The 17,611-nt window shown below is 28.8% G+C and carries 16 protein-coding genes and 2 tRNA genes; 11 read left to right on the top strand and 7 right to left on the bottom strand.

Annotated elements, in window-relative coordinates:
• Window positions 1-713: 713 nt before the first annotated feature.
• A tRNA-Glu gene (locus CURT_RS06310) sits at window positions 714-788 on the bottom strand.
• Between the two features lie 33 nt (window positions 789-821).
• Window positions 822-897 (bottom strand) — tRNA-Lys (locus CURT_RS06305).
• A gap of 256 nt (window positions 898-1,153) precedes the next feature.
• Here CURT_RS06305 and CURT_RS06300 point away from each other — a divergent pair.
• Genes CURT_RS06300 through cysK form a run of 3 tightly spaced genes read left to right on the top strand, consistent with a single transcriptional unit; the run spans window position 1,154 to window position 3,760 of the window.
• Window positions 1,154-2,425 (top strand): O-acetylhomoserine aminocarboxypropyltransferase/cysteine synthase family protein, encoded by a 1,272-nt coding sequence (locus tag CURT_RS06300; RefSeq protein ID WP_018713651.1) that lies wholly within the window; start codon window positions 1,154-1,156, stop codon window positions 2,423-2,425.
• Window positions 2,425-2,838: an RrF2 family transcriptional regulator gene (locus tag CURT_RS06295; RefSeq protein ID WP_018713652.1), complete on the top strand. Its 414-nt coding sequence runs from the start codon at window positions 2,425-2,427 to the stop codon at window positions 2,836-2,838. Before CURT_RS06300 ends, CURT_RS06295 begins: the two co-directional genes overlap by 1 nt.
• 13 nt (window positions 2,839-2,851) lie before the next feature.
• Window positions 2,852-3,760 carry a cysteine synthase A gene (gene cysK, locus CURT_RS06290; RefSeq protein ID WP_018713653.1) on the top strand — a complete coding sequence of 303 codons (909 nt, stop codon included), beginning with the start codon at window positions 2,852-2,854 and terminating at the stop codon, window positions 3,758-3,760.
• Window positions 3,761-3,818: 58 nt separating this feature from the next.
• Here cysK and CURT_RS06285 read toward each other — a convergent pair whose 3' ends face one another.
• Complete coding sequence (locus tag CURT_RS06285; protein WP_018713654.1) at window positions 3,819-4,484, bottom strand: hypothetical protein; 666 nt, start codon at window positions 4,482-4,484, stop codon at window positions 3,819-3,821.
• A gap of 212 nt (window positions 4,485-4,696) precedes the next feature.
• Between CURT_RS06285 and phsA the strand changes: the two genes are divergently transcribed.
• The 5 genes from phsA to CURT_RS09480 are packed head-to-tail and all read left to right on the top strand — an operon-like array spanning window position 4,697 to window position 10,252.
• Window positions 4,697-6,916: a thiosulfate reductase PhsA gene (gene phsA, locus CURT_RS06280; RefSeq protein ID WP_115651847.1), complete on the top strand. Its 2,220-nt coding sequence runs from the start codon at window positions 4,697-4,699 to the stop codon at window positions 6,914-6,916.
• A 10-nt stretch (window positions 6,917-6,926) separates the two neighbouring features.
• Window positions 6,927-7,493, top strand: coding sequence for a 4Fe-4S dicluster domain-containing protein (locus tag CURT_RS06275; RefSeq protein WP_018713656.1), 567 nt, complete (start codon window positions 6,927-6,929; stop codon window positions 7,491-7,493).
• A complete protein-coding gene (nrfD, locus tag CURT_RS06270; RefSeq protein WP_018713657.1) occupies window positions 7,486-8,457 on the top strand; it encodes an NrfD/PsrC family molybdoenzyme membrane anchor subunit in 972 nt (323 codons plus the stop codon). Before CURT_RS06275 ends, nrfD begins: the two co-directional genes overlap by 8 nt.
• Before the next feature lie 21 nt (window positions 8,458-8,478).
• Window positions 8,479-9,141 carry a response regulator transcription factor gene (locus CURT_RS06265; RefSeq protein ID WP_018713658.1) on the top strand — a complete coding sequence of 221 codons (663 nt, stop codon included), beginning with the start codon at window positions 8,479-8,481 and terminating at the stop codon, window positions 9,139-9,141.
• The gene (locus CURT_RS09480; protein ID WP_018713659.1) at window positions 9,125-10,252 is read left to right on the top strand and encodes a sensor histidine kinase; all 1,128 of its coding nucleotides are present in this window, start codon (window positions 9,125-9,127) and stop codon (window positions 10,250-10,252) included. Before CURT_RS06265 ends, CURT_RS09480 begins: the two co-directional genes overlap by 17 nt.
• Here CURT_RS09480 and CURT_RS06255 read toward each other — a convergent pair.
• Together CURT_RS06255 and CURT_RS06250 are read right to left on the bottom strand one after the other, a co-directional pair.
• Window positions 10,249-11,025, bottom strand: coding sequence for a cache domain-containing protein (locus tag CURT_RS06255; protein ID WP_018713660.1), 777 nt, complete (start codon window positions 11,023-11,025; stop codon window positions 10,249-10,251). The genes CURT_RS09480 and CURT_RS06255 overlap by 4 nt on opposite strands.
• A gap of 276 nt (window positions 11,026-11,301) precedes the next feature.
• Entirely contained in the window at window positions 11,302-11,868 is a 567-nt protein-coding gene (locus CURT_RS06250) for a YceI family protein (protein ID WP_018713661.1), read from the bottom strand.
• Window positions 11,869-12,022: 154 nt separating this feature from the next.
• Here CURT_RS06250 and CURT_RS06245 point away from each other — a divergent pair, with 154 nt between their 5' ends.
• On the top strand, window positions 12,023-12,844 hold the full coding sequence (locus tag CURT_RS06245; protein WP_018713662.1) for a transporter substrate-binding domain-containing protein: 822 nt from the start codon (window positions 12,023-12,025) through the stop codon (window positions 12,842-12,844).
• A gap of 36 nt (window positions 12,845-12,880) precedes the next feature.
• On the opposite strand, the gene CURT_RS06240 is transcribed toward CURT_RS06245, so the two are convergent.
• A complete protein-coding gene (locus tag CURT_RS06240; protein ID WP_018713663.1) occupies window positions 12,881-13,243 on the bottom strand; it encodes an HIT family protein in 363 nt (120 codons plus the stop codon).
• A gap of 12 nt (window positions 13,244-13,255) precedes the next feature.
• Complete coding sequence (gene glmS / locus CURT_RS06235) at window positions 13,256-15,070, bottom strand: glutamine--fructose-6-phosphate transaminase (isomerizing) (protein ID WP_018713664.1); 1,815 nt, start codon at window positions 15,068-15,070, stop codon at window positions 13,256-13,258.
• 177 nt (window positions 15,071-15,247) lie between these two features.
• On the opposite strand from glmS, the gene mqnE reads away from it, so the two are divergent.
• On the top strand, window positions 15,248-16,324 hold the full coding sequence (mqnE, locus tag CURT_RS06230; protein ID WP_018713665.1) for an aminofutalosine synthase MqnE: 1,077 nt from the start codon (window positions 15,248-15,250) through the stop codon (window positions 16,322-16,324).
• Window positions 16,324-17,604, top strand: a complete 1,281-nt coding sequence (locus CURT_RS06225) for an NCS2 family permease (RefSeq protein WP_018713666.1) — start codon at window positions 16,324-16,326, stop codon at window positions 17,602-17,604. Before mqnE ends, CURT_RS06225 begins: the two co-directional genes overlap by 1 nt.
• Window positions 17,605-17,611: the final 7 nt, after the last annotated feature.

Here is a 17,611-nt window from a genome sequence, read left to right as displayed (position 1 = left end):
TTAAACGCAGAAAAACTACTTTAAAGACATTTATTGTTTTATCATGAGTAATGAAAAAGATAATAGACATGTAATAATATGTCAGATGGCAAGTTTATACAAGATCTATTTGTAAATATACCAGTATTAATAACTGCATGATATATTTGTATGTTAAAAAAATCCTAGTAAGTAAATTTAAGAGAATATTTTGTGGTAGACAATGGCAAAATTTAATACAACGATTAAAAACTGCAAATCTTTAAAGAAATATAATTATTGGTTGCTTACTACTCTTGGCTCTTTATAGATTACTTTTTTTAAATCATTTTTTATATTTTTATTTCGCACAAAATGAAATTTTTTGGAGAAAAGCCTTATTTTGTAGGATTTTATAGTGAATTTTTTTAATCATCTACTTCTTTTTTTCGACCATCATCTTATAAATAAATCAGAAAAAAAGTAAAACTTTTTTAGTTGGATTTTTACTCTCAAACTGCATATTTGAATTATAGATTTGCTCATTTGTAGTGCTTTTTAAATTCTAATGCCACAGTTTTTTGCCACAGCCATATTATCAAAATACCTAATTTAATGTTATTTTAAGATAAAACATACTATAAGTTTTCTTAAACCATACGTTTAAAAAGCCACCAAAAATGGTTTTTTGTTATGATTTTATGTTGTTAAAATGAGTTAATTTTTGAGTTAAATTACCATGAGAATTTACTACTTGGTGACCCTTACGAGAATCGAACTCGTGTTGCCGGCGTGAGAGGCCGATGTCCTAACCGCTAGACGAAAGGGCCATAAATTGTTAAAAGCAACTATTTGCTCAAAGCTGGTGTCCCATGCGGGGTTCGAACCTGCGGCCCTCTGATTAAGAGTCAGATGCTCTACCAACTGAGCTAATGAGACTTTCAAAGCTGGTATTTTATAACTTTTTTGTTTAAATTTGGCTTAAATTTTATTATTTTTTAAATATATAAAATTATGCTATTATCAGAAATATTTGAAATTTATTACAATAAATAATTAGTTATTTTTGCAAATATATTTAGTTATTTACTATAAAGATATTTTAAATAATATTGATTTTTATATATTAATAATATTGACTTCTTATATACTTTGTAATATAATTTCGAAGCATTTTTAATAACAAGGAATGACTATGCAAAAAGATACTATTGCGACCCACTTTGGATATGACTCAAAACTAGGCTATGGGACTATGGCAGTTCCTATTTATTTTAATACAGCTTATGATTTCGGAAGTGCCAAAATGGCGGCTGATAGATTTGCATTAAAAGATATTGGACCTATTTATACAAGACTTACAAATCCAACAACCGAAATTTTTGAAAAAAGAATTTGTGCATTAGAAGAAGGAAGTGATGCTATCGCTACTTCAAGTGGACAAGCTGCAACTTTTATGTCAATTGCAAATTTAGCTGCAAATGGCGACAATGTTATACTTTCAGATAAAGTTTATGGCGGAAGTACAACTTTGATTGCTTATAGTCTTAAAAGATTTGGCATAAAAACTAAGATTTTCGATCCTGAAAATCCTAAAAATTTGGAAAATTTGATAGATGATAATACAAAAGCTATACTTTTTGAAACTCTGTCAAACCCTCAAATTTCAGTTGCAAAAGTTGATGAAATAGTAAAAATCGCAAATAAATTTAAAATTGCAACGATTGCTGATAATACAGTTGCAACGCCTACGCTTTACAACCCTTTAAAAGATGGAGTTAGTGTTGTAATCCATAGTGCGAGTAAATATATAAGCGGTCAAGGTTTGAGTTTGGGCGGAGCTGTAATAGCTAATAAAAATTTAAATAATTTTTTAAAAAATAATCCAAGATATCAACATTTTAACGAGCCTGATGAGAGTTATCATGGGCTTGTTTATGCTGATTTAGTTGATAGTTTTGATATATTTACTTTAAGAGCTAGATTTGGACTTATGAGAGATTTTGGTTTTACCCTATCACCATTTAATGCTTTTCAGCTTATTCAAGGGCTTGAAACATTGGATTTAAGAGTTGCAAAACACTCACAAAACGCCTTAAAAATAGCTCAGTTTTTGGAAAATCACCCCTTGGTAAAAAGTGTAAATTATCCAGGACTTAGCAGCTCAAACTCAAATAGTATTATAAAATCAAAATTTAAAGATGGTATGGCTAGCGGGCTTTTGGCTTTTGAGGTTGAAAGCTATGAAAAAGCAAGGCAAATTTCAGATAAAGTTAAGCTTTTCTCAGTTGTTGTAAATATCGGTGATAGTAAATCAATCATAACTCACCCAGCTTCTACGACACATTCCCAACTAAGCAAAGATGAACTTAAAAAAGCCGGTATAAAAGATGGGCTTATTAGACTTAGTATAGGTCTTGAAAATGCAGATGATTTAATAGATGACTTAAAGAAGGGATTAGAATAATGCCAATTTTAACAACAAAAGGAGTTTATGGGCTTATGGCTATTGCTGAAATAGCCAATGCTAGTAAATTTACACCAATTTCTATAAAAGATATCTCCGATAAAACAGGAGTTTCAAAAGGATATTTAGAGCAAATTTTAAATGATTTAAGAAATGCAAAGATAATTTCTAGTAAAAAAGGTAAAAACGGTGGATATTTTTTAAGAAAACCAGCCCAAAAGATAAGTTTTTACGATATTTTTCATACATTAGAAAAAGATTTTAAGATGACAAATTTAGATGTTAAAGATGAGATACTGCAACAATTTTTTAAAAATGGCGATGAAAAACTTAAAGAGGTATTTAGCTTGCCCATAAGCAATATCATAAAAACAACAGAAGATAGTTCAAAAAATTTAGATTCTACTATTTAAAAAAAGGATAGATATGAAAGTAGCTTCTAGCGTTATAAATTTAATCGGAAATACCCCACTTGTAAGAATTAATAGTTTTTCAAAAAATGCTGAAATTTTAGCAAAAGTGGAGTTTTTAAACCCAAGTCATAGCATAAAAGACAGAACTGCCTTTTCTATGATAGATGATGCTATAAAAAAAGGCAAAATTGATAAAAATACTACTATTATAGAGCCAACTAGTGGAAATACTGGCGTTGGACTTGCTATGATATGTGCTTACTATGGGCTTAAGCTTATTTTAACTATGCCAAGTTCTATGAGCATAGAAAGGCAAAAACTTTTAAAAATATATGGAGCTAAGCTTGTTTTAACAGATCCATCTCTTGGTATGAAAGGAGCTGTTGAAGAAAGTAAAAATTTAGCTAGCAAAACTACAAATTCATTTATTCCAAGCCAGTTTGACAACCCAGCTAATCCAAAAATCCACGAACTTACTACCGCAAGGGAAATTTTAAAAGATACTGATGGAAAAGTTGATATTTTTGTAGCTGGTTTTGGAACAGGTGGAACTGTAAGTGGCGTAGGAAAAGCTTTAAAAAATTATAATCCTAATATTAAAGTTCTAGCTGTTGAGCCACTCTCATCACCACTTCTTACAAAAAAAGAGGCAGGAAGTCACAAAATTCAAGGAATTGGTGCAAATTTTGTGCCTAAAAACTTAGATAAAAGTGTAATTGATGAGTTTTTAGATATTAGTGATGAAGATGCTTTTAATACAACTAAAAATTTAGCCACAAAAGAGGGTTTGTTAGTTGGAATTTCAAGTGGAGCAAATGTTTTTGCTGCAAATTTGCTAGCTAAAAGAGATGAAAATAAAGACAAAACTATCGTTACTATTTTATGTGATACAGGAGAGAGATATCTCTCAGTATTTTCTTAAAATTTTTATCTGAATAAACCCATATTTTAATAATAATTTATGGGTTTAAGTTTTTTATTTATTTTTTTAAATCTTTGTCGCTATTACACTCTTTGACTTCATCTTTATTATCACAGCATTCTTTTTTTAAGTCTTGATTTGTGATTAATGCCTTATAATTTTTTTTATTTTTTCCGCCTTTTATCCCTTTAAAAAATAGCATTATTTTATCTTTTAGTGAGTTAAAGTTTGTTTTTTTGATTTCATACATAAGGTTTTCTTTTTTATCGTCAAAAAACTCTTTATAGTTTAAAAATAAATTTAAATGTTTAATTTCTTTTTCTATAACCTCGGCCATTTCTTCATATTTTTTAAGTGATTTTTCTATCTCTTTTAAAGCCTCTTTACTTAAGCTTTCATTATTATTTTCAAGTTGTTCAAGGTATTCAAGCATATATATTTTTTGATTTTGTTTTAAAAAAGTATCAATTGAAATGTTATCATCTTTTATGCTTTCTATAAATAAAATAGGACCTTTTATATAAGAAATTTCATCACTTAATTCATCAAATGATTTAAAATTATATTTTAAAAACTCCCCATCTTTTATGCTGTATTTATAGTAGATATCATCTTTACCATCTTGTTTAATCAAAGCAAAAAGTTCTAAAACTTCATCTTTTAATTTTTCTATTTGACTTAAAGCAGACTTAGCAGAGCCTATAAAAATAGTTAATTCTCTCATAAAAACTCCTTTATTTTGAATTTATATATGATTATACACTTTTTTAACAAATAATCAACACAACTTCAAATATCATTTTTACATTAATTTTACAGAAAAATTATATTATCTTAATGATATTAAGTATTTTTTAAAAAAAGGAATGTCATGAGCAAATTTGAAAGTGATTTTAGAAGGCGAGACTTTTAAAAACAAGTTTTGCTGTTGGGACTTTGGCATCTTTAAAGCTAAATGCTGGCATAACAGATGTTGTTGGTGGAGCTAGCAAAAAAGTAGGAAGCATTTGTGAAATGTGCTCATCAAGATGTCAAATCGAGGTTAGAGTTAGAGATGGAAAGTGTGATTTTATAAGTGGAAATCCAAAATTCCCAGCCAATAAAACATCCGTTTGTGCAAGAGGCGGAGCAGGAATTAATCAGCTTTATGATAAGGAAAGATTAGTAAAACCTTTAATAAGAGATGGAGAAAGAGGAAGCGGAAAATTTAGAGAAGCAACTTGGGAAGAGGCGTATGAATATTGCGTTAAAAAATTAAATGAGTTAAAAGAAAAATATGGTGCAAAATCAGTTATTTTTACGTCAAAAAGTGGAGATTCTCACACGGAAATGGCAAATTTTGCCTGTAGTTATGGAAGTCCAAATATTTTTTCTCATTGGTCTTGCTGTCCAATAACTGAAAAAATAGCTGTTCCTCATACTTATGGCTTTACTCCAAAAATTGATTATAAAAATGCAAAATATATAGTCAATTTCGGTCATAACTTATTTGAGGGCATTGTTATTTCAAATACAAAAGCACTTGCAAAAAATGCAGCTAGAGAAGATACAAAACTTTTGGTTTTAGAGCCAAGATTTAGCGTAGTTGCAGCAAAAGCAGATGAGTGGCTTCCAGTAAGACCAGGAACAGATTTAGCTTTTGTTATGAGTTTAATTCATATTTGGCTAAGAGATGGAAAATATGATAAAGAATTTGTTGAAAAATATACAGTAGGACTTGAAAATTTAAAAGAGGCTGTAAAAGATGCAACCCCACAGTGGCAAGAAAACCTAACTGGTATTAAAGCTTCAAGTGTTGAGCGAATTGCAAATGAAATTTGGGCTGCGGCTCCAGCAGTTGTAATTGATTGGGGACATAAAACAACAACTACAAGGGCTGAGTATCAAAGAACAAGAGCAATTGCAATAGCAAATGCCTTGATGGGAAATTTTGAAAAAAAAGGTGGTATCGGATTTGCAAAAAAAGCAAATACTTATAACGAACTTTGTGGAAGTGAAATTTATCCAACTTTAGCAAATTTAAATAAAAATTTTAAAGTTCCAAAAGATCCAAGGATTGATGGTGCTGGAGAAGAGGGTAAATACTTTTTTATCCCAAGAAAACATGGAATTTTAATGGAGATAGCACCTGCGATATTAAGTGAAAAACCTTATCCTGTAAAAGGCTGGGTAAATACGAGATTTAATCATCCAATGAATGTTGCTGGTGAGGAAAAAACTATTGAAGCGATAAAAAAACTTGATTTTATACTTTCAGTTGATATTTATATGAATGATTTTAGCTATTTTGCTGATGTTATTTTGCCTGAAAGCACATATCTAGAAAGAGATGAAAGTATTCAAGATAAAAGTGGTACAGGAGTTGCTTATGCACTTAGAAATAAAGCAATTGAGCCAATTGGTGATACAAAAAATGGCTTTGAAATTTTTAGAGAACTTGCAAGACGTATGAATATTGACCAAAACTATGAGTGGGAGGATATTGATGAGCTTAGAATGAAGCAAGTAAAGGGAAATCATAAGCTTCTAGCAGATTTGATAAAAGATGGTTATGTTAAATTTGATGCTCCAAGACTTTATTATATGGATAAAAAATCAGTTAGTCAATTTGTTAGTAAATATCCAGAAGCTGCTAAATTTGTCGATGAAGATGGGTTTATGAGTTCTAAGATGAAGTTTAAAACTCCAAGCGGAAAAATAGAGTTATTTTGTGAGGAAGTTGAAAAGATGCTTCCAGGTGAGGGTTGTTTAAATATAAATAATATGGATACTTATGATGGATTTGAGCTTTGCTTAACTAGCGGAAAAACTCCAATTCATACAAATGCACATACGCAAAACATAAAAGTATTAAATGATATGATGAGTCAATCACCTATTTGGATACATCCAAAGGCAGCCAAAAAAAGAGGACTAAAAACAGGAGATAGAGTTTTAGTAAAAAGCAAATTCGCAAGTGCTTATGCAAACGTTATGGTGACAGAAGGTATTAGAGAAGATACATTATTTGTATATCATGGATTTGGGCATATTAGCCAAGGGCTTAAAAGAACCTTTGGTGATGGACTAAATCAAAGTAAGTTATTAAACCCTGTTTCTGGCGCGGTTTGTGGGACAATGGTGACAAATGTTGGTGTTGAAATAAGTAAGGCTTAAAGGAAAAAATATGAAAAAATATGCAATGATTCATGATGAAAATTTATGTATTGGATGTCAGGCATGTTCAGTTGCTTGCAGAAATGAAAATGAAGTCTCAGATGGTGTTTATAGACTTCAAGTTCATGCAAAATTAAAAGGTGAGTTTCCATATTTAAAGATGGATTTTACAAGACATAGTTGTGTTATGTGTGATAATAGTCCTTGTGTTGATGTTTGTCCAACAGGAGCTAGTTTTAAATTAGATAATGGTATAACTATGGTAGATAAAAGAACCTGTATAGGTTGTAAATATTGTATTTTAGCCTGTCCTTACGATGCAAGGTTTATAGATCCTATCACAAAAGCAGTTGATAAGTGCACTTTTTGTTTTGAAACAAGAGTTAGTGGAGGTTTGGATCCAGCTTGTGTTAGTGTCTGTCCAACAGATGCATTAATATTTGGCGATATCAATGATCCACAAAGTCCAGTTAGAAAAATAGCTTCTAAAAATGCTATAAAAATACCTAAAGCTTATCATGGAACAAAACCAAATTTGGGCTTCATAGAGAATAAAAAAGGAGGTCGTTATGAATAATATGTGGGGAAGTATGACTCAATATAGTGAAATTCATTGGGGCTGGTACATTGCAATATATTTAGTCTTAGCAGGGCTTAGTGCAGGAGCTATAATTATATCACTTCTTGTTAAGTGGAACTGGCATAGTGATAATACAAACTCGATTTGGGATGCAATGGTAAAAGCTGGCGCATTAGTTGCTCCTATTGCTATAACTATTGGACTTTTGCTATTAATAGCTGAGCTTAGTAAGCCGCTTAGTTTTTATTGGATTTTAATTAAATATAACTTAACCTCTGTTATGAGTATAGGTGTAATTTGCCTACTGATATTTACACCGCTTAGTTATTTGTTTGCAGTAATTATTTTTGAAAATGAGATAGAAAAGTCTAAATTTTTAGCTTTTTTAAGACCAGTTACAAAATTAATAAGAGTTTTTTCTAATTTAGCAAAATACGTAGAGTATTTAATTTTTATTTTAGCACTTTGCGTTGGTCTTTATACTGGATTTTTACTTGGTGCTGCATATAAAATACCACTTTGGAATACTCCTGTTTTGCCTATTTTATTTTTGCTATCAGGTTTTTCAAGTGGAATTGCAACAACAGTTTTAGTTGGTATTATATTTTTTAAAGGAAATTTGAATAAAGATAGTATAAAATATCTTTTAAAAATTGATTTAAGAGCAGTTGTTTTTGAAATACCGCTTTTAATCATTTTATTTTTGGGACTGTATTTTGAAGGTGGAAATAGTGCTGTTTCTGCAAAAGAAGCTTTAACTCATCAAACTTATGGAGTTTTGTTTTGGTTTGGAGTTGTGTTAATAGGACTTATAACCCCAATTATTATAGCTTCAACTGCACTTAAAAGTCACGCTTATAGACCAGTTTTTATTGTGCTTGATTCATTTGCCATAATAACAGGTGTTGTTTGTTTGAGGTATTTCTTTGTTTATGCTGGGCAGGTCTGTTTGGGAATTTAAAATATTTTAAAAGGAACTTTTTTGAAGATACTTTTATTAGAAGATGATTATAGCTATAGAAAAACAATAGCTGAGTATTTAGAAAGTCTTGGCTATGAAGTTGATGAGGCAAGTAATGGCTTAGAGGCTTGTGATAAAATAAAAGATAACTTTTATCATCTTTTGATACTTGACATTAAAGTTCCTGAAATTTCAGGCCATGAAGTGATGAAATATGCAAAAAGTTTAAATTTAAACACGCCTATTATGATAATGACATCTTTAATAGATATTGATGATATGGAGATTGGCTATTCTTTAGGGTGTAATGAGTATCTTAAAAAGCCATTTGACATTGCTGAACTTAAGTTTAGAGTAAATGAACTTATGAGAAAATATTATTTAAAAAATGATAAAAATATTATAAAAATAGATGATGAGTTTTATTATAACTCATCATCAAAAAATATTAAATTTAAAGATCAAATTATAAATTTAAGCCAAAAAGAAAATGAAATTTTAGAATATTTGATTTTGAAAAAAGATAGCTTTGTAAGTATTGGCGAGATGATAGATGAAATTTTGCAAGATTATGAAAGCGTTGATATTAGAATGCATATTATGAAAATTCGCCAAAAAACTAGTAAAAGTTTTATACTTTCAAAAAGAGGGCTTGGATATAAAATAAATGTTAAGAACGATTAAAATACCATTAATCGCCACTTTTATAGTTGCTTTTATGTTTGTTTTGCAAGGCTTGCAAATTATAAATTTGGCAAAAAAAGAGCTTGAAAAAGATAATTTATTTGATTTAATAGCAAAAAGCAACGAAGTAAAATCCAATGTAAGCTCTATAAATTTTAGTTCAAATTTGATTTATAAATATGCTATTTTAGATAAAAATTTAAATATTGTATTTTCAAATTTAACTATTTTACCGCCAAATTTTGACTTTAATGAGCTAAATTTTAAGCAAAATTTATTTTATAAAGATTTCTTTTTTTATGATGATGGGTTTTACTTTTTAATAATTAGCAAAGAAATTAGTTATGAAAGAATTGTTCTTTTAGCTTTGTTTATGCTTGCAATAACAATAATGGCTAGTATGTTGGTTATGTATTTTGTCTATGTAAGTATAACAAAGCCACATTTAGAGCAAAAAAAGATGATGAATACATTTTTTAATGATGCTATGCATGAGCTTAAGACTCCACTTGGAGTTGCAAGTATAAATTTAGAAATTTTAAAAACAAAAAATAAACAAACACACCGTATAAAAGCAGCCTTAAAACAGATGAAAATCACCTATGAAGATGTTGAGTTTTTTATAAAAAATGATCGTATAAAATTTCCAAAAAAAGTCTTAAATTTTTCTAATTTTTTAGAAAATAGAATTCGTTTTTCAAGTACAATCGCTCATAGTAAAAAAATACAAATCGTAAGTGAAATTTCACCAAATTTAAAGGTATTTTTAAGTGAGATTGAAGCAACAAGATTGATTGATAATAACCTATCAAATGCTATCAAATACTCAAATGAGGGTAGCAAAATAAATGTTTATTTAAAAAGCGATGATAATTTTGCTATTTTTATAATTGAAGATTTTGGATGTGGGATAAAAGATGTTGATACTATTTGGCAAAGATATACAAGACAAAATCAATCACAGGGTGGATTTGGATTAGGACTAAATATAGTTATGAAAATTTGCAATAAAAATGATATTTTATATGATGTTAAATCAACCCCTAAAAAAGGATCGATTTTTACTTATAAAATTCCACTCTACGAAGAAAAACTTTTAGATAATATTTAAAAAATATCATTAATTTTTGATTTGGAGTTTTTGTGCATTATAATGTATCCAATATGATTATTTTTAAAATCATATAATTTTTTTGAGTAAAAATAATCATTTTTAAGCTTAATAAAATTTCGATTTTTAAAGTCTATTTTGTCTAAAAAAGGCAAAATATTTAAATTTATATCGTTTTTATCAATTATGTTAAAGCCATGAATTTTTATATATGAGTTTTTAAAACATTCTATTTTATAGTTATCCTTTATAAGGATTAAAAGATTATATTTTTGTCTTTTTGAGAGATTATAAAGATGATTAAAGCCAAGCATAACCTCAATGCTTCCTAAAAAATTATTATTTGCAAAAACAGGAGAAACTCCTCTTATAAAAACTCCACATTTTCCTATTTCTATTCCTGATGTTGGTGTTTTATTTTGTTTAGTTTCATATATAGTGTGTCTAAAATATCTTAAATCATCTCCCTTTTTTTCATCATCCCAGCTTCTAATTACACTTTTTAAATCATTTGAATGTAGGTGAATTAAAATATCCTTATATAAAGGAACATTTTGTAAAATCGATATATAAAATTTTAGATTTTTTTTACAGGTTTGTCTATTTTCATATTTTAAACAACTTTTTATATCATCATTTTGGGAAAGAATTAGAGATAGTGCAAGGACATTAAGCCTTTCTTCTTCTATAGTATTTAAAAGAAGTTCAGCATTAAAATCAAAAAATCTTTTTATTTTTTCATCACTTTGATCTATTTTATACTCAAAAAACATATATCCTAAAAGTAAAAAAGAAAATGAAAAAAATAAAATTATTAAATTTCTAAAAGTTTTGATTTTGCTTCCTTTTCTAATTTTTATAAATCAAACAAATTTATTTTGTGTATTTTATTTGACTTGAAAGTGGAATTATACCAAATTTATTTATGTCATTGCCATAATTAATTTTATATAATCGCAAATAGAGCATTTAATTATATTGGTAATGTTATGTTAGATATAGTTTTATAAATCCAACCTAAAAACTTAAGTTGGATTTTTCTAAAAATATTATTTTGCGTCAGCTTCAATTTCAATATCAAGCTTTACTTCGCTTCCAATTGCTAGGCTTTTTTCACCAACGCCAAAGTCAGTTCTATCTATTTTTCCACTTAGATTAAAGCCTATTTTTTCAACATCTCCTTTTGATATACCGCCAAATTCATATTCAAGCTCGATAGGTTTTGTAACGCCTTTTATTGTTAAATCACCTTTTACAATACCTTCATCTTTTTCACCATCATCAAATTTAAACTCAGTCATTACAAATTTCATTTCAGGAAATTTTTTAGTATCAAAAAAGTCAGTATCTCTTAAATGCTCATCTCTTCCTTCATTTCCTGTATCAACTGAGGCTGTTTGAATTGTTGCTTCGAGTTTGTTTAACTTCATAGTTTGCTCATCAAAATCAACAACTCCTTTAAAATCAGCAAAATTTCCTTTTGTATTGCTAATTTGCATATGTTTTATTTTAAACCCAACATCTGTGTGAGCTGTATCAACTACGTATTCTTTTGCATTTGCAAGACTAAATGTTAAAAGCGAACAAGCCGCAAGTGAAAATAAAATTTTTCTCATTTTTATCCTTTTTTTAATTTATAAATAAGTTTTATTATTATAACAATTTATGTTTAATAAATGTTAAAATATATTGATATATATTTAAGCAAATTTTAAAATTAATTTAAATAAAATTATGCCTTTCATTTATAAAAATATATAAGGAGATTTAATGTTTAAGAAAATAACTGCTATTTTGTTGTTGTTTTTTTGTGTTTTTGGTTTTGCTAATGACTTAGCTACAATTCAAAGAACTAAAAAAGTTAGGATAGGTGTGAGATTATCACAGCCGCCATTTTCTGTTTTAAACAGCAATAATGAATTTGAGGGTTTTGAGGCCGAGTTAGCTAAAAAACTTGGAGAAAAACTTGTTGGAGAAAATGGATATATAGAATTAGTCGGAGTAAATGCAAATGATAGAATACCTTTTCTAGATAGTAATAAAGTTGATTTGCTGGTTGCAAACTATACCCAAAACGATGAAAGAGCTAAAAAAGTTTCTTTTTCAATGCCTTATTTATCAAGTAATCTTGCTGTTATAAGCCACAAGTCAAAAAATATAAAAACTGTTAAAGATCTCTATAATGTTAAGCTTTTAGTTATTAAGGGCACCACAAGTATTGAATGGTTAGAGGAAAAAGGTATCTCTAACTTTGATCTTGTTTATTGTTCTAATTCTAAGGATTGCTTTGAAAAGTTAACAAATGGAGAGGGCGATGCATATTTGCATACAAATATTTTGGTTGCATATATCCCATTGCTAGATCCTGATTTTGAAATGTCTATAAAAATAGTTGGTAATATTGATTTTATTGCAGCAGCTGCAAAAAAAGACAATAAAGATTTAATTAAATTTGTTAATAAGTCAATTTTGGAATTAAGCAAAGAAGGATTTTTCAAACAAGCTTATGAAAGCACCTTACTTCCATTTTATAAAGGAACTTTAGATAAGAAGTTTTTACTTTTAGACGATATCTATAATACTTTTATTTAGTTTTTATAAAGCAAGATAATTTCTTGCTTTATAAATTTATTTGCTGAGATTTTTTATTAAAATTTTAGTAAATTCATTAAAATCAGGCAAAATGAGCTTAGAATCTCTTTGTTTTTTGCCCCACATTGACTCTGGAAAAAAATCGTCATTTTCAAATCTTGCCATTACATGAAAATGCACTCTTGGAACATAATTTGCAAAAGAGGCAATATTTATCTTTTTAGGTTTATAAAACTCTATCATAGTTTTTTCACTTATTAAAACAGCTTCAAAAAGCCTATTTATAGTATCTTTATCACAAAAGCTAAGTTCTTTTTTGCCATCATTTGTAAAAATTTTAATCCAAGGAATTTGTGAAATTTCTCTTTCGATAAAAATAAAGTCATCTTTAAAAATCATATTTAACTCTTTTTATTCCACAGTTACGCTTTTAGCTAAGTTTCTAGGCATATCAACATCATTTCCAAGTCTTATAGCAACTTCAAGTGCAAAAATTTGAAGTATCACAAGCATTTCAAAAAATTCGCTCATATAGTGATCTTGTTTGCTTGTTTTTATAAAGTCATCACTTAAATCAAACTCTTTTGGACTAAGTGCAAATACAAATCCATCTCTTGCAACAATTTCTTCAACATTACTTCTTGTTTTTTCATAAAGCATATTTTCAGGCATTAAAGCAATTGTGTAGAGCTTTTCATCAACAAGAGCAATTGGGCCATGCTTCATTTCTCCGCTTGCGTATCCTTCTGCGTGAAGATAACTTATTTCCTTTAATTTTAAAGCCCCCTCAAGTGCAAGTGGATAAAAAACATCTCTTCCTATAAAGAAAAAGCCATGCCCATGAAGATAGTGCTTACTTAAACGGTGAAGTTTTTCTTGCAAATCAGATGGAACTTCTAAAATTTTTGGAATTTTGAGTAAAGTTTTAAGTTCTTTTTCAAATTCGTTTTTACTTATTGTTTTATTTAAATTTGCTAGATATAAAACAACAAGCCAAAGCGTTATAACTTGTGTTGAAAAGGCCTTTGTAGATGCAACTCCTTTTTCAATTCCAGCTCTTGTTAAAAGAGTATTATCAGCAAGTCGAACAATTGAACTATTATCAACATTGCAAATTGCAAGAGTTTTAAGACCGGCTTCTTTAGCTATTTTTAAAGCCTCTAATGTATCAGCTGTTTCACCACTTTGAGAAATAACTATAAAAAGTGAGTTTTTTCTTAAAACTGGATCTTTGTATCTAAACTCACTCGCAACTTCAACTTTTGTTCTTATTTTTGCAACTCTTTCAAACAGATAGCTTGCTGTTAAGGCTGCATGATAGCTTGTTCCACAAGCACACATTATAACTTCATCAATGTTATTAAAAAGCTCTTTATCAAGCTCTTCAAGATAAATTTGATTGTTTTTTATTCTTCCCATTAGTGTTTCAGTTGCAACTACGCTTTGTTCATAAATTTCTTTTTCCATAAAAAATCTAAAACCCTCTTTTTGAGCAAAACTTCTATCGCTAGGAAGAGTTTTTTTACTAGGATTTATTTCATTTTCATCTTTAAAAAATTTAATATCACTAAATTTAGCTACGCCATAAGTATTATCATCTAAGTACGCAACATCTTTTAAAAATCCTATTAATGGTGAATCTGATGAGCTAAAAAAGATTTCACCATCATCATTTTTACCAACTATTAAAGGCACTGCATTTTTTGCAAAAAATATCTCTCCATTTGCTTTTTTTGTTATTAAAAGTATCGCATAAGCCCCAATAAGCCTTGAAATAGTTTTTTTAAAAGCCTTAAATGGGTCACTTTCTTTTTGATTTATCTTTTCAAATAGTTTAACTATGACTTCTGTATCTGTTTGACTTAAAAATTTAATACCATCTTTTTCAAGTTCATCTTTTAATTCCTTATAGTTTTCTATGATGCCATTATGGATTACAAAACTATATTCTCCAAAATGCGGGTGAGCATTTATTTCAGTTGGTTTACCATGAGTTGCCCATCTTGTATGGCCTATTGCTATACCTTGTCCTATTGAACTAAAATTTTTAGTTTTTTCTTCTAAATTTTTTATTTTTCCAACAGCTTTAAAACAATCAATCTTTCCATTTTCATCCATAATAGCCATTCCTGAACTATCGTACCCTCTATATTCAAGCTCTTTTAGTCCGTTTAATATTATATTTTTTTTCTCTTTTTGACCAATATAGCCAACTATACCACACATAAATTTATCCTTTTATATAATAAATATTTATTTTTTAATTAAGCATTATACAAATTTAAGTTTAACAAAGGCAAATTTAGTAAATTTAGCTTTAAAATTCATAAATTTATAAAAATAAAAGCTTTTTTAAGTGCAAAAGGCTTATAATGTAATTTCAATTTTATTTTTAGGATAAAAATGGAAATTTTAGAAAAATTAGAAAACGATATAAGACTTGAGTATGAAGATGGATTAAAGCTTTATGATTTTGATCTTTATACTTTAGGAAAATTTGCTAATAAAAAAAGAGAGCAAATAAATGGCAAAAAAGTTTATTTTAATTTAAATCGCCATATAAACCCCACAAATTTATGTGCTGATGTTTGTTTATTTTGTGCTTTTTCATCTCATAGAAAAAATGATAAAGCTTATACCATGAGTCATGAAGAGATTATGCAAATAGTTGATGAAACGGTAAAAAGAGGTACAAAAGAAATTCATATCGTCTCTGCTCACAATCCAAATGTTTCTTGGCAGTGGTACTTAGAAATTTTTAAAAAAATAAAAGAAAAATATCCTTTTTTGCATATCAAGGCAATGACAGCTGCTGAGGTTGATTTTTTATCTAGAAAAAATGGTTTTAGCTATGAAGAAGTTTTAGAAAAAATGGTTAGCTACGGTGTTGATTCGATGCCTGGTGGAGGAGCTGAAATATTTGATGAAGAGATTAGAAAAAAAATTTGCAATGGAAAGGTAAAAAGCAACGAGTGGCTTAAAATACATGAAATTTGGCATGAAATGGGGCATGAAAGTAATGCAACCATGCTTTTTGGACATTTAGAAACTAGGGCAAATAGAATTGATCATATGTTAAGACTTAGAGATGTGCAAGATAAGGCTATTAAAAACAAAAAAGGTGGATTTAATGCATTTATTCCACTTGTTTATCAGAGAAATAATAATTATTTAAAAATAAAGGAGTTTTTAGGATCAGTTGAAATTTTAAAAACATTTGCTATTTCAAGATTAATGCTTGATAATATTAAACATATTAAATCTTACTGGGCTACAACAACTATAAATTTAGCACTTGTAGCGCAAGAGTTTGGATGTGATGATTTAGATGGCACTATAGAAAAAGAAAGCATTCAAAGTAGTGCTGGTGCAAGTAGTGATAAGGGCACTCAAGTTGGAGATTTTATAGAGCTTATTAAAACCTCTGGGCTTATTCCTGTTGAGAGGGATAGTTTATATAACGAAATAAAGGTTTATTAATGGATTTTTTCAAACTAAAAGAAAATCAAACTAGTGTTAAAACTGAGTTTAGTGCTGGATTTACAACTTTTTTAACTATGATGTATATAGTTCCTGTAAATGCAATAATTATGAGTAATGCTGGAATGCCTATGGAAGCACTCATTACAGCAACAGCTTTAATAACAATTTTTGCAACCGTTTTAAATGGAATTATTGCAAATACGCCAATTGCAATGAGTGTTGGAATGGGGCTTAATGCTTATTTTACTTTTGGGCTTGTTTTAGGTATGAAAATTCCTTGGCAAACAGCTTTGGGAGTTGTTTTTATAAGTGGATTTATATTTTTAATTTTATCTTTCACTCAGTTTAGAGTTTGGATTTTAAAAAGCATTCCAAAGGATTTAAGACTTGCAATTAGTGCTGGAATAGGGACCTTTATAAGTTTTGTTGGGCTTAAGCAAATGGGTATAATAGTTCATAGTGATGCAACACTTGTGACTTTAGGTGATTTCCACGACACAAATACTTTAATTGGGCTTTTAGGACTTTTAATGGTGATTTGCTTTTGGGCATTAAGAGTAAAAGGAGCCTTTATAATAGCTGTTTTAACAACCTCAATAATTGCTTGGGTTTTTAAAATTTCACCTTATCCAACTAGCTTTTTTTCACTTCCAAGTTCTATTACTCCTATATTTTTAGAGCTTGATGTGAAAAGTGCTTTAAGCTTAGCTTTACTTCCAGCAATAATTACATTTTTTATAACTCAGCTTTTTGACTCACTTGGAACACTTTCAGGTGTTGGAAATAGAGCAAGACTTTTTGATGATAAGGATGGTATGAAAAAATTTGAAAAAACTTTGGTGGTCGATGCTCTTGGTTCAACTACAAGTTCATTTTTAGGAACAAGTACAACAACGGCTTTTGCTGAAAGTGCAAGTGGAGTAGAAGAAGGTGGAAGAACTGGTTTGACTGCGGTATTTACTGGAATGTTTTTTATTTTAACTTTATTCATGCTGCCACTTTTTAAAGCAATTCCGCCAAATGCTATTTATCCAGTATTGGTTATGGTTGGGGTTTTAATGTTTAGTGAATTATCAAAAATAGATTTTAGTGACCAAGCTACAGCTGTTGCGGCGTTTTTTATAGTTATATTAATGCCTTTGACTTATTCTATAACAACAGGTTTGGCATTTGGATTTGTGGCTTACTTTTTTGTAAAGTTGGTAAAGAGAGAGCCTATAAATATTGGAATTTTAACTCTTGCTTTTATTAGCTTGTTGTCATTTATTATAAAATAGGAAAAAA

Origin of the sequence: Campylobacter ureolyticus (assembly GCF_013372225.1) — a bacterium.
Lineage (GTDB): Bacteria > Campylobacterota > Campylobacteria > Campylobacterales > Campylobacteraceae > Campylobacter_B > Campylobacter_B ureolyticus.
Note: the sequence above shows the minus strand (reverse complement) of the source record. Positions and strands in the feature narration are given on the sequence as shown.